13 protein-coding genes and 1 pseudogene are annotated in these 12,334 nt (G+C 56.6%); 11 read left to right on the forward strand and 3 right to left on the reverse strand.

Annotated features, from left to right (window positions below; translation table 11 throughout):
- Window positions 1-91 precede the first annotated feature (91 nt).
- The 6 genes from CJ178_RS01760 to CJ178_RS32410 all read left to right on the forward strand — a co-directional run bounded on the left by CJ178_RS01760 (window position 92) and on the right by CJ178_RS32410 (window position 3,322).
- The gene (locus tag CJ178_RS01760; RefSeq protein ID WP_257012974.1) at window positions 92-631 is read left to right on the forward strand and encodes a GIY-YIG nuclease family protein; all 540 of its coding nucleotides are present in this window, start codon (window positions 92-94) and stop codon (window positions 629-631) included.
- 71 nt (window positions 632-702) lie between these two features.
- Entirely contained in the window at window positions 703-972 is a 270-nt protein-coding gene (locus tag CJ178_RS01765) for a hypothetical protein (protein WP_095885974.1), read from the forward strand.
- A 63-nt stretch (window positions 973-1,035) separates the two neighbouring features.
- The gene (locus tag CJ178_RS01770) at window positions 1,036-1,512 is read left to right on the forward strand and encodes a hypothetical protein (RefSeq protein WP_095885975.1); all 477 of its coding nucleotides are present in this window, start codon (window positions 1,036-1,038) and stop codon (window positions 1,510-1,512) included.
- A gap of 97 nt (window positions 1,513-1,609) precedes the next feature.
- Entirely contained in the window at window positions 1,610-2,065 is a 456-nt protein-coding gene (locus tag CJ178_RS01775) for a hypothetical protein (RefSeq protein WP_095885976.1), read from the forward strand.
- Between the two features lie 81 nt (window positions 2,066-2,146).
- On the forward strand, window positions 2,147-2,293 hold the full coding sequence (locus tag CJ178_RS32620) for a hypothetical protein (RefSeq protein WP_179300705.1): 147 nt from the start codon (window positions 2,147-2,149) through the stop codon (window positions 2,291-2,293).
- Window positions 2,294-2,614: 321 nt separating this feature from the next.
- Window positions 2,615-3,322 carry a hypothetical protein gene (locus CJ178_RS32410; RefSeq protein ID WP_143547488.1) on the forward strand — a complete coding sequence of 236 codons (708 nt, stop codon included), beginning with the start codon at window positions 2,615-2,617 and terminating at the stop codon, window positions 3,320-3,322.
- Between the two features lie 577 nt (window positions 3,323-3,899).
- On the opposite strand, the gene CJ178_RS01790 is transcribed toward CJ178_RS32410, so the two are convergent.
- The gene (locus CJ178_RS01790) at window positions 3,900-4,559 is read right to left on the reverse strand and encodes a transglycosylase domain-containing protein (protein WP_095885979.1); all 660 of its coding nucleotides are present in this window, start codon (window positions 4,557-4,559) and stop codon (window positions 3,900-3,902) included.
- 238 nt (window positions 4,560-4,797) lie between these two features.
- Window positions 4,798-5,061, reverse strand: a pseudogene (locus tag CJ178_RS01795) (transposase); the annotation flags it as partial.
- A gap of 95 nt (window positions 5,062-5,156) precedes the next feature.
- Between CJ178_RS01795 and CJ178_RS01800 the strand changes: the two are divergent.
- Window positions 5,157-5,915, forward strand: a complete 759-nt coding sequence (locus CJ178_RS01800; RefSeq protein WP_095885981.1) for a hypothetical protein — start codon at window positions 5,157-5,159, stop codon at window positions 5,913-5,915.
- 870 nt (window positions 5,916-6,785) lie between these two features.
- Here CJ178_RS01800 and CJ178_RS01810 read toward each other — a convergent pair.
- Window positions 6,786-7,172, reverse strand: coding sequence for a hypothetical protein (locus tag CJ178_RS01810; protein ID WP_179300706.1), 387 nt, complete (start codon window positions 7,170-7,172; stop codon window positions 6,786-6,788).
- 1,153 nt (window positions 7,173-8,325) lie between these two features.
- Here CJ178_RS01810 and CJ178_RS01815 point away from each other — a divergent pair.
- From CJ178_RS01815 to CJ178_RS01830, 4 genes are all read left to right on the forward strand, one after another.
- Window positions 8,326-8,682, forward strand: coding sequence for a YraN family protein (locus CJ178_RS01815; RefSeq protein WP_095885984.1), 357 nt, complete (start codon window positions 8,326-8,328; stop codon window positions 8,680-8,682).
- Window positions 8,682-10,190: a YifB family Mg chelatase-like AAA ATPase gene (locus CJ178_RS01820; RefSeq protein WP_033236530.1), complete on the forward strand. Its 1,509-nt coding sequence runs from the start codon at window positions 8,682-8,684 to the stop codon at window positions 10,188-10,190. The genes CJ178_RS01815 and CJ178_RS01820 overlap by 1 nt, the downstream gene beginning before the upstream one ends.
- Window positions 10,187-11,314 (forward strand): DNA-processing protein DprA, encoded by a 1,128-nt coding sequence (dprA, locus tag CJ178_RS01825; RefSeq protein ID WP_033236529.1) that lies wholly within the window; start codon window positions 10,187-10,189, stop codon window positions 11,312-11,314. The genes CJ178_RS01820 and dprA overlap by 4 nt, the downstream gene beginning before the upstream one ends.
- Window positions 11,315-11,793: 479 nt before the next feature.
- A complete protein-coding gene (locus CJ178_RS01830; RefSeq protein ID WP_033236528.1) occupies window positions 11,794-12,153 on the forward strand; it encodes a histone-like nucleoid-structuring protein Lsr2 in 360 nt (119 codons plus the stop codon).
- Window positions 12,154-12,334 lie beyond the last annotated feature (181 nt).

A 12,334-nucleotide genomic window follows, 5' to 3' on the forward strand; every position in this document is an offset into this window, starting at 1 on the left:
ACCTGATCTCCACCACCGACAACGCCGTGGATGAAAGCGCCCTTTACCTGGCAGCATCTCCACACACTCGTGCTCAGGTTCTAACGAGTCCATGCCCGTGCCGGCTACTCCTGGTGTTTACGGCTGGTGGTTCCGAGAGTTACCCGCTGACATCAACACATCAGGGTGTGCGAAGAAGGACGGGCTGACCTTGCTGTACGCGGGGATCAGTCCATCAGCACCTCCGACTAATGGAAAAGCACCGAGCAAGCAGAGCATCCGCACTCGCATCAAGACTCACTACAGGGGCAATGCTGCTGGTTCGACGTTGCGGTTGACCCTCGGGTGCTTACTGTCCGATCAACTGGGCATCGAGCTACGTCTGGTTGGTTCGGGCAAACGGCTGACATTCGTTGCGGGTGAGAAGGTCTTGTCCGAGTGGATGGCTGAGAACGCATTGGTGTCCTGGGTTCTGAACCCCGAGCCTTGGGTGTTGGAGCATCAGCTCATCTCAAGCCTGGACGTTCCTCTCAACCTGGATGCCAACGCGCACAACAGTTTCTTCCCAACTCTGAAGGCTGCGCGGCAGTCGGCACGCGATCGGGCCAGGGAATTGCCAGTGGTGCCGAACCCTGGAGTGGGCGACAAGTAACGAGCTGTAACGCTTCCCCTCCTGAGTGCGAGATCTCAGTCAAGTAAGTAACTTAGGGGGAAGAGGATTCCATGGCCAACGCGAATACCGGCAAGACCAAGTGGTGGTCGGGCTTTCCAACTGTCCTGGGGATTGTTCTGTTCGTACTGCTATGTCTGTGGCTATTCACATCTTGTGTGAACGCGATCAGCGGGTCCGACGAGAAGCCTGAGACAGGCAACACGCGTGTGGTGAAGTACTCGGAGTCGAAGTGCGCACAGCTGCGCTTTGACATGCTCACCGATGCGAACAGCACTTGGACCAAGAATAATGCAGCGATTGAGTACGAGAAGTACTGCTGACCTCAAGTGACGAAGCAAACTAGGCCACAGGATTCTGCTGTATCACGAGAGGGAGATTTGCTGATGACGGTTTCTGGTGATTTGTTCGCGGACTGGCCCAGGAAGACCCCACGGCTCAAACGCGGTACGCGGCTCTACATGTGCGTAGGTTCGCCGTGGGACAAGGCGCTCGATGATCTGAAATCCGGTGCAGGCAAGAAGGATCTGTGGAAGGTGGAACGGACGTATCGTCAAGGCGACCTCATCCTGAGCTTGATAACGACGTCGCCCCGCATGGTTGTGTGTCTGGAGGTCGCCGCGAAGGATGCGTCAGACGGGCCGATGATCGACATCACATCCGACTACGTAGATTTCGATAACGGCATCCTGCTTCCAAGGGTTTGCGCCGAAGTTGGATTTTCCGTGAAGAGCAGTGGGTACTACGAGGGGTCAGACGCTCGGAACATACTGAAATCTCTGGCGGTAGAAGATTCAAAGGGAGAGCCATGGCTTACGCCGAGAGGATGGACTGCTCTCGCAGACGACCTCTACACGGATTGATTTGAGTTATCCACAGGTTCTCTCATTTCGCTATTGCATTTATCGTTAGTTTGGCTCATAGTTATTTGCATAGTAAATAAGCAGGAATCAATGCAATATGAGTTCATACGATCAACCCAATAAGAACCGCCGCCGCCTCGTAGTCTTTCTACTAGTAATCGTCGCCTTCATCGCCGTCGCATCGTTCACCCAAAAGGGCGACCAACCGACTGGACTCGTAGTTCCAACTGAAACTGCGACATCAGCACCCGCGCAACAGAAGTCCTGGCACAGGGTCATCGAGCTATCTGGATCGACAAGCAAGCGCAGTGACATCTTCCAGCTGAACAGCTCCAAGCAACGGATCACTTACACAGTGAACGGTGAGTACAGCCCGTTCGTAAACGTCTATGTAATGGCAGAGGGTAAGTCTCTCGACAAGAACGGCGGAATCCCTGAGGTCACGATGGCTCCCGTAGGTGGAGATACGTTGATGTACAAAGCATCTGGCGGCTACTACCTCGATGTTTCAGGGAACGGTGAGTGGTCGGTGGTTGTCGAGGAGTGGAAGTAATGGGGGAACTACCACGAGCTTCCACTGAGGAAGATAAACGTGAAGAGGAGAGGTTCAGTGGAAGGATTCTAGCGCGCATGCGTGAGTGGGAAGACCCACACCCAGAATCCACGGGACACGACACCGATTGCGATCCTCCAGTTGATGGGCGTAGTGGTCCTGATCGCCACAGCAGTAACCGCCATCGTCTACAGCCTGCACTCGATGACACTCAATGACACTCAATGACAGCGGCGTGACGATCAAGAACTGGGGGGAGTCTCTTCTTCAGCAGCGAGACACACTGCGATTGGAATGAGATCGAAGGCCTCAACGTGCAACGCGGGGGACCGTTGGCGTTCGTTGGTGGTTACGGCAATCTTCTAATCCAAACAGCAGGCACCGAGACGAACCTGCGTTTCAACTACTGCCCACGTCCTGAGTACTGGCGCGACTACATCGACCAGCGAAGCGAGGCGTCGCCTCAGCTAATTCAGAGTGTCTCGTAATCACGTTTGTCGGTTATGCCCTACTGTTTGACGACCAGACTTTCTGCAAGGAGAAACCGACGTGGGATATCCCGCACCGCCACGCGGGCAACAGCCCTTTCAACAACCATCGCGTAACAACACCCCGCTGTTCATTGCGTTGGGTGTCTGTCTTGTGGTGATAGTGGCGCTCGCCGTTGTCGTGGTGGCGCTTACCCGCGGCAATGCCGATGCGAATCAGGCGGTATCTGCGCCTTCTTCATCGAGCCAGGCTTTACCGGGGATGAGTGCAACGACTAGCTCAGTGACCGAAGTGGTGGAGACAACAGTGTCTCGATCAACGACGACGGCGGCGTCTGGTGCGGGTCTCTTTGACAAGCAGCGAGTGTCACCAGGGATGTGCGAGTCCAACGGTGTCTGTCGAATTGCCAGTCCTAGTGGCAATTTCATGTGCTACATCACCCCTGACAGCGCGAACTGCTCAGCCCCACAAGGCGAGCCGCTCGTCACTGGATTGCTTGTCCCTCTAGGTGGTGGATCGGATCGACAGATTCCAGCGACGTCAATCTCCGTAGACAAGACAGGGAAGACCTCGGTTTACGCGATCACCGCTGGCGTTTCAAAGATGGAAACCCGTGATCAGTTGCAGCCGTACATCTTCCCGTACGGAAGCCAGATACAGGTGCTGGGGTTCACGTGCGCAATGGATGCGGACACCGGGGTTAGCTGCCGCAATGATGCGACCGACACAGGCTTCTCGGTGACACGCCAGGGATACACGTTCTTCTGAGCGTTCCAAGATTTTCACATCTAGTAGGGAGTGCAGTGTTGCGTAGGTCAACTGGCTACAGGTTCGCCGCGTCGTTCGCGTTGATCGGATTGGCGCTCTCGTCTGGGGTGGCTTGTTCGTCTGATCAGAATGAAAACTCTGGTGTAAACCGATCCTGGCCGAACGGAATTGAGCGCGCTCCGGTGCCAGAAGACGGTGACGAGGGGTTCATTGAAACGAATGTGCGGGACTACCGAGAATCGGGCGTCTACCCGCGTGCGCGTGCCCACGTCACCTACATAGCTGACTCCACTGATCCAGTTGTGATGCAAAATCTCGCAAAAGCTTGTATCCAGCACTATCTCCCCGACTTTCCAGGTGTGGATTGTCGGGTGTACCCAACTCAGGCTGACTACGACGTACTACCCCCAGGAGCGGAAGAGATCCCAGCTGAGGATCTTTTGCGGCCGTGTTTCAGCGTTTTCGGCTACATTCCGCCGTCTGGAGGCGACTACAACTTTGTTCCCTTCGACGGAACTGGACCTCTCCCGCCCGAATGCCCCAGCGCGGGGTGAGCCTCAGCGGAATCCGTCTGCGATCAATCGCTCAGCACACTGTCGGGCATGGTCGAGCACGAATCTTCACCGCGCTCTTCTGCGTGGTCGAGTGCAGAGTCCGTAATCCCTACGGTTGCAACGGTGCCCTCCCATCCACCAAGCGCAGCGATCGAGCCAGGGTTGAACCTCGCGGCTATGTCCACCTTCTCAATCGCCAGCTGATCAGCATCGGGGCCGAGGTAGATTCCGCCGTCTACCGCACGTTCGATGTACGCAGGTCGAGGCAGTACTCCTGATAGTTGGTTGGCGTTGTACTCGCTCATGAACCAGGGCGGGGGGTTGAAGTAGTACCAACTCGCAGCGCAGACCCCGTACAAGCCAGGACCGAACTGTGCGTAGTTGAGATACAGCTCCAAGATCCGTTGATCTGACATCGAGTAGCTGAACTCTGTTGCCCTAACTGCTTCGAGTCCTTTACGGATAGCGCTACGTCCAGGCCAGAGGAAGATGTTCTTCACCAACTGCTGGGGGATGGTTGATCCACCTACTCCAGCATCGCCGTCCATGTATTCCCTTGCCTTAGAGGTCAAGTCGCTGATCTCAAACCCACCAGCTCGCATACCAAGTCGCTGATCTTCGTGGGCGATCACTGCCGCAGGCCGTTGGAAGATGGGCACATTGCCGGCCAACATCAGGGTCATCCCAGAGTCCCATCGTGCCTCCACCTGTAGTTAGAGTGCTAATAGGCGTATATCACACCACATCTACAACATGGATGGGCTGACGGTTCAAGTCTCGTCATTTCGCCACCTCTGTCGTAGACGATCTGGATCCACGAGGCGATGCTGCTCACGCGAGACCGCCGCGACCGACTCGATACGGATCTTCCCGACCTTCTTGACCACCTTGTCGTTGATCCGAGCACTGATGACAAACCCTGAAAACCGATGCCGACTTCAGGATCTCGTTGGCACGCTTGAGTTCCCGATTCTCAGCGCGAAGCTTGCGCATCTCCGCCGCCATTTCGCTCGTCACGCCGGGGCGTTCGCCGGCGTCGGTTTGCGCTCTCCGGATACCGAGTTTGTCGGCCACGGATTCGACCGCAGCCCACTCCGACGGGTACTCGTGTTGGACTTCAGCGACCATCCGCACAGCCCGCTCACGCAGTTCGGGCGGGTACCTCTTGTTCGTTCCTGACGACATGACTCCATCTTTCCCAAAGAATGAGGTCCCCGGAAACTCCGGTGCGATTCAAGACCGCCTGAGAGGGCGGTTTTTCGTCTATCATCTTGCGGTGGATGAAAAACAGCAGGAGTGGTGGCAAACTTTCCCTTGGGGGGGCTGTGTCGATAGTTATTGCGTTAGTCGCGATTGGGGTTACAGTAACGATCGCGGTTTGGAACAAGGCTCGGAAAACACTTGACTACGAAATTCTGAGTGACGTACTTTTATTGACCAAACACACGGCATTAATTAGCGGGATTGTGGAAGTTACAGTCAAGGGAAAGCCGGTCGCAAATCCTCGAGTGATCTCGATTAGGTACCAAAATACTGGAAACAAAGAGATTATGTCCGTTGATTTTCTCAAGACCATAACATTGCCTGCTGGTGTTCAGGTTCTGCAGGTGACGATCAACGAAAGTGCAGGAGTGGTACCCCAAGTAGCGGTGTCCGCTAAAGTAGACGTCCAACCTTCGATCGCCGCAGACTGCCTGAATCCGGGAGACTATCTTGACGTTCAGTACCTGATCGATGACGTTGAAACATCAATTGTACCGATCTACCGAATTCGCGGCGCTACACGACCAGCGAAGGATATGAGAAAGAGTCGTAGTCGGAATTTCCGGGTATTGGCGGTAATTGGCTGGATAATTGCAGTTGGAGTCTTCGCTGTGGCGGCAGTGTTTGCATCCAAAGGCTATGGTTGGCCGACCATAGGACTACTTGCGTTGGGTTCGCTCATTCCTACGGTGGCTGCCTTCTGGAGCGCATCTCAGACTGCGAAAGAGGTTGCAGCGGCAAGGCTGGCTGACCGAATGTCTAGCTGCGGGACGTAGAGGCTTCCCTTCAACTACGTCCCGCTGCGATTGCGACCATAGCATTTGTCGAACGTGTGTACGAACACACTGGTGTCGCGGCTAGATGTTCCTGTTCAAGTCCCCAGCAGCGCGTCGGTTCGAAATCGCTTCATACGTTGGTTCTTTGCTTCTTGGTGACAGCGAAGTGGCATATCGATTCCCGTATGTCCGGAAGCGATAGTCATGCTGCGTGCAGAGTGTGCCGTAGCCCTGGCGATTGGCGCGACCGACGTACTTGCAGGTTCCATCTGGTAGGTCGCCGTCCAGGGGGCATTTGTCGAGCTGATCTTTCAACATGCACCTTCTCCTAGCTGTTGGCGGGCTGGCTTCCAGGTAGCGACTTGTCGACGCCGAGGTGATAGCGGCTCGCTGCGACGAAGTTTCCATACGCTGACATAAAGGCTTGAAGGTATGTCTCCCAATCTCCGTCATCTAGGACGTTCAGTCCGTCGAGGTCGGAGACGGACAATTGAAACTCGTTAGCCAAGACGTCGAGTGGTTTTCGAGCGACCAGCAGAAGACGTGCGAACGCAAGGTGGGCGTTGAGCTGTCTTGACAGCAGTAGAGAAGTGTCTTCGGCGAGGTTGGTTGATCTTGGCTCCGGAGGGATTGGTGCTGTGGAAGAGACGTTGTTTCCTGTGAACGTCGTGGACATCCCAAACAGCGGCGATCAGGTCCGCGCAATGCTCTTTGAGGGCGGCGTCCCAGCGCAACTCTTTCTCCGCCGCAGTCTTCTTACGATCCAGACGTGCTGCATACCAAGCGGTTGTCAGTGGTGAGGAAATCGCTGATGGCGCTCATGGCTGGGAACGATACATGTGAATTTTTGCTGTTGGCGTGCGCAGACCCTTAGTCGAAGATGCCGCCAACAATGCCCTCGAAGGTCGCAACTACTCCCGCCATGAACACTTGTGGAGCAGCCTTCTTGATCACCGAGCGGATCTTCGTTGCATTGGTTGTTGTTGCTGCGGCTTGCGTTACGGCGCTTGCAGCTTGATCTGCGTTCGAATCGCGTGACCGACCTTGGTAGAAGACCGCAGTGGCGACCGCTCGTTCTGCCCCTTTGGTGTCGCCTGTTGAGTACAAGACATCGGCGATTTCGATCTCGAGGTCTGAGGCTCGTGCGAGGTCGCCAGTCTTGGTGCACATCCAGATCCACCAACGCTTCGCATCGATCGAAGCGCTGGCTTCCTTGCCGAGGATTCGATCACGTGTCGTCGAAAGCTCGCGTGCCAACTCAATGGCCTCGTCCCACTGCTGAAGGTGGTTGAGACAGTAGATCGAAGAGTGCAGATTGGAGAGGTATGACAGGGACTCTTTACGCACATGAAGTGTTGGTGCTGAAGCAACCGAAGGTAGCGGTGATGGTTCCGGAGGTAGACCTGTGGCTTGTCGCTGTGCTGAGCTTGGTCACGATCATCTTATTGATATTCATTTTCACAATCTGATGTATATTTCAGAAGAGGATACGATTACGGCACTCCACGCAGATTCATTCAGCTGCAATAACATCCGTGAACATACGTCATTGACGAGGCACTTCCGAGGGTGTGATTGAGACCAAGGTTGTCAGTACTCAGGGGTATGAAGCAGGTTCGATCATCTATGTGGGTGAATTTGCTCGAGAACATGCGAGAAGTCCGCGGTTGACGCCGTCACAGGCGATATGACCGTCACGCTGGTTCTGCACTCGAGAACCGCACGCGGAGTTTGCTGATGTCACAGGCGCAACTGGGCGACCTGGTTAACTTCTCCTGAGTGGCCAACGTGGACGGGAAAGTGTCGGCCGGTGACCTAGTCACGGTTCTCTCTACTCGCGGCATCGATCCTGATCAGCCCTCGACATAGAGGACGGATCCTTCGGATGGTTACGAGTTCTCTTACCACAGAACGTATTTCATTGCTACTGCCGACGATGTGCCTGTACTTGACAGTGACGCTCCGAGGGGCCAGGACGGTGCAACAATTGCTGGCTTGATGAAATCCGTATAGAGGTGGGGTTCACCAATTCAGTCGATCGAAACGACCGCAGATTTTCCGGCCAGGCTTTCTCCGCTGAGTGCTGTGAACGCTGCTCGCTGCGTTCCATACGCGACGCTCTTCAGGCCTGCGCCTGAGATCTCCGCACGCTGCCGATTAAGGTTTCCAGCGCGGCCGCTGCAAGTTGATCGCTCGATCGAGGCTGCACTGACGAGTACTTCGTTGATCGATGCGTCGTTGATCCCGGACGATTTGCCGGTATGGCGCCTATTCTGCTGAATTCCACAGGTCTCGAGTTATCAACAGGTGGGTTTTCTTTTTGTTCGGGTGTGCTGTCTGTGGGGCACTGTGACGGGTGGGACGCGTTTTGCATGGGCGGGCGCGCGGGACCGGAACGGTGGGGGCTGTGATGGCGGGGAATATGGCGTTGGGGGCGCGCGGCGAGGATGTGGCCGCGGAGTTCCTGATCGGTGCGGGTTTGGAGATTGTCGAACGGAATTGGCGGTGTCGGTACGGCGAGTTGGATGTTATTGCGACGGTTGATGATCGGATTGTTTTTGTCGAGGTGAAGACGCGTAGTGGGGTGGGGTACGGGTCGCCGGCGGAGGCTGTGACGTTTGCGAAGCGCCGCCGGATTCGGGTGTTGGCGTTGCAGTGGCTCGGTGATTCGGGTCGGTCGTGGTCGAAGGTGCGTTTTGATGTGGTGGCGGTGTTGATTCGCCGCGATCAAGATCCGGTGGTCGAGCATTTTGTGGATGCGTTCTGATGGCGTTGGGGCGGGCGCATTCGGTGGCGGTCAGTGGCGTCGACGGTCAGATCGTGGAGATCGAGGCGGATATCGGGCGTGGTTTGCCTGGTGTGCAGTTGGTGGGGTTGCCGGATACGGCGTTGCACGAGTCGCGGGATCGGATTCGGGCGGCGGTGACGAATTCGGGGGAGGAGTGGCCGGACAGCAAAGTAATTTTGGCGTTGTCTCCTGCGACGTTGCCAAAGGTGGGAAGTGTGTACGATCTTGCTCTTTCCTTGGCGGTGTTGGATGCGGCAAAGAAATTGCCGCGCAAGGAGTTACGCGAGACGATTTTTTTGGGTGAGTTGGCGTTGGATGGCCGGTTGCGGTCGGTGCGGGGTGTGTTGCCTGCGGTTCTGGCGGCGAAGCGTGCGGGTTGGGGGACGGTGGTGGTTCCGCGTCAGGCGATGGCTGAGGCGGGGTTGGTCAAGGGGATCGAGGTGCTCGGTGCCGGTGATCTGGCTTCGGTGCTCTCGTGGTTGCGGGGTGAGATTTTCCTGCCTGTTCCGGAGCCTTTCGAGCGGGCGGTGGAGGTGGGTGTGCGTGATCTCAGTGAGGTGGTGGGGCAGGCGGATGCACGCTGGGCTATCGAAGTGGCTGCGGCCGGTGCACATCATTTGATGTTGACGGGTCCGCCGGGAATCGGGAAGACGATGTTGGCTTCGCGGCTTCCGGGGATATTGCCGCCGCTGACGGAGTCGGAGGCTCTGGAGGTGACGGCGATTCATTCGGTGGCTGGCGTGTTGACGGCGGAGCATCCGTTGATCGACATGCCGCCGTTCATTGCGCCGCATCACAGTTCGTCGGTGAGTGCGTTGGTCGGTGGTGGTAGTGGCATGGCAAGGCCAGGCGCGGTGAGTAGGGCGCACCGCGGGGTGCTCTTCCTCGACGAGTGCGCGGAGATCGGCGTCAAAGTGCTCGAAGCCTTGCGAACACCGTTGGAAGACGGCGAAGTTCGGATAGCTCGACGTGACGGAGTCGCTCGGTACCCGGCACGTTTCCAGTTGATCTTGGCTGCAAATCCGTGTCCGTGTGCGCCGCCGCGTGACGCGGACTGCGTGTGTGCACCCGCGGCGAGGCGACGGTATCTGGGCAAACTGTCGGGACCACTACTCGATCGAGTCGATATTCGGGTGCGGATGCAGGCCGTTGCAACGGGTGCGTTGATCGACGAAGTAGGCGAGAGCACCGAAAGCGTCCGAACCCGAGTATCCGCGGCGCGTGATGCCGCAGCGGAACGCTGGAGTGACTACGGCTGGCGGACCAATGCCGAAGTTCCGGGCCCAGCGCTGCGACAGAAGTTCCGACTCTCACGCGACGCTCTGGCGCCCGTCGAGCGTGCGCTCCGCAAAGGCGTGATCACTGCGCGAGGTGCTGATCGGGCTTTGAGAGTTGCCTGGACAGTTTCGGACTTGGCGGGTGAATCAACGCCGGGCCCCGATCAGGTTGCAACGGCACTCGATTTCCGAGACAGGGGATTTCAGTGAGCACACATGATCCGCGACAGCTCGCCTGGGCGTACTTGTCCGCGGTTGCACAAGGGCCGAGCGTTCACTTGGCCGCGTTGGTCGAGCACCTCGGCGTCGAGGAGACTGCACGGGCCGTGAAATCCAGGGATCTGCCGCCGTCGTTGGAGGAGAAGACCCGGGCTCGGGCGCATATCGACACTGCGCAACGCGATCTGGACCTGATGGCGGCGATGGGAGGAAGGTTGGTAACTCCGGATTCCCCGGAATGGCCGTCGTGGCGATTACTCCCGTTCAATGATCTCGACGTGGCAGCAGGTGAAGTCCCACCATTTGTTCTGTGGGTCTTGGGTTCTCGTGATCTGACGGAACTGACGGAGAGATCTGTCGCGATTGTCGGTACGAGGGCGTCGACGGCATACGGTGAGCACGTGACCGCTGAGATAGCCGGTGACTTGGCAGTGGACGGATGGACGGTGACGTCGGGCGCAGCTTTTGGTATTGACGGTGCAGCGCATCGAGCAGCAATGGGAGTAGGTGGCACCACGGTTGCTGTGTTGGCGTGCGGAGTGGACCGCGCCTACCCGTCCGGTCATGCTCGATTACTGCGCCAGATCGTGAGTTCCGGAGCGGTGGTGAGCGAATACCCGCCGGGGACTACTCCGGCCAAGTTCAGATTCCTTGCCCGGAATCGACTGGTCGCTGCGTTGTCCGACGGGGTGGTCGTGGTTGAAGCGGGATGGCGAAGTGGTGCGAGGAACACGGCTAATTGGGCGCGGAAATTAGGTCGCCCGGTAATGGCAGTGCCCGGACCGGTGACATCATCGTCGTCTGCCGGCTGTCACAGAATGATTCGTGAGGGAGAGGCATATCTTGTTGCGAACGCGGTCGACGTCGTAGAAGTTTCCGGACCGTTCGGTGTTCTGAATTCAGAGCAGGACGCTGCTGCGGTTCGCGACATCGACTCGTTGACCGGTAATTCTCGACTCGTGTACGAGGCATTACCAGGAAGCGGTTCACGAAGCACAAATGAGTTGTCCGAGGCATCTGGGCTGCTGATTTCCCAGGTTCGTGCAACACTTCCACTGCTCGAGTTGGAGGGTTTTATCGACTCTGACGGAAGCGGGTGGTTTCGTACGAAATAGGCGTTGTGCAGTGGGTCTATTTTTGGCGTGATGGTGTGATCGGTCATTTGCCAGATCGTTGGCACAATGTTGTGTAGCGTGTCGGTTGGTTCTTCGAAAGACTGTTTATCGGCACGTCAGAGCGGTGCGGTGGGGCGCTGCACCGAATGAGAGGGGCGGCAGTTCAGGTCGGACTGTGCGGTAGGTTACGAATGCCGCTCGCGTGTCTCAGGAATGTCTCAGGTTGATGTGCTGATTTGCCGATTAGTCAGTATCGTCCAGAAAGGTGCGGGTTTCCATGTCGCGCCCGGTGGTCGAAATAGATTGCGCGCCAATGCTGTAGCGCTGGATCGAGGTAACTCGATGTCGCTAACTTATCGTTAATGCAAACCGCCGAGTCTGTTCGGTTTGTTTTTCGGTTCTGTGGGCATCTTTGTTATTGCTATGGAATTCTGTGTATTGTGAAGCGAAAGCAAATCGATCATTGAAAGAGGAGTGCAATGGCTGAGAAGCTGATTCGGCAACTCATTGACGACCTTGATGGTAAGCCGATCGACGATGGCTTCGGTGATCGAATTGAGTTCTCGTACCAGGGAACCGATTATGTGATCGACCTCCGGGCAACCAATGCGGAGAAGTTCGACGCAGCAGTCAAGCCGTTCGTTGATGCTGCAGCCAAGGTATCTGCACGTCGCGGCAAGAAGGCGCAGCTCCCATCTACGCAGGCTACATCGGGTTCTGGGCGTTCCAAGGAGACACTGCAGGCTATTCGTGACTGGGCAGCGAAGAACGGTTACGAGGTCGCACCGCGCGGTCGTATCAAGGCAGAGATTATCGACGCATTCGATGCTGCTCACTAGAGCACATTGACCTTCGCTGGCACTTCACGGATTCCGTGGAGTGCCAGAGTTGTTTTTACTCTTTCTTTGCTGGCAGTACCTCCGAATGAGCGAGTTGATCGCTGAAGTGAGGAATTGTCCTTTCTTTGGCAAAGATTCTTCATTCGGGTTGGTCGGTTTTCAGTCGATTAATTAGGTCATC

This window comes from Rhodococcus sp. ACPA4 (genome assembly GCF_002300185.1).
Taxonomy (GTDB): domain Bacteria; phylum Actinomycetota; class Actinomycetes; order Mycobacteriales; family Mycobacteriaceae; genus Rhodococcus_F; species Rhodococcus_F globerula.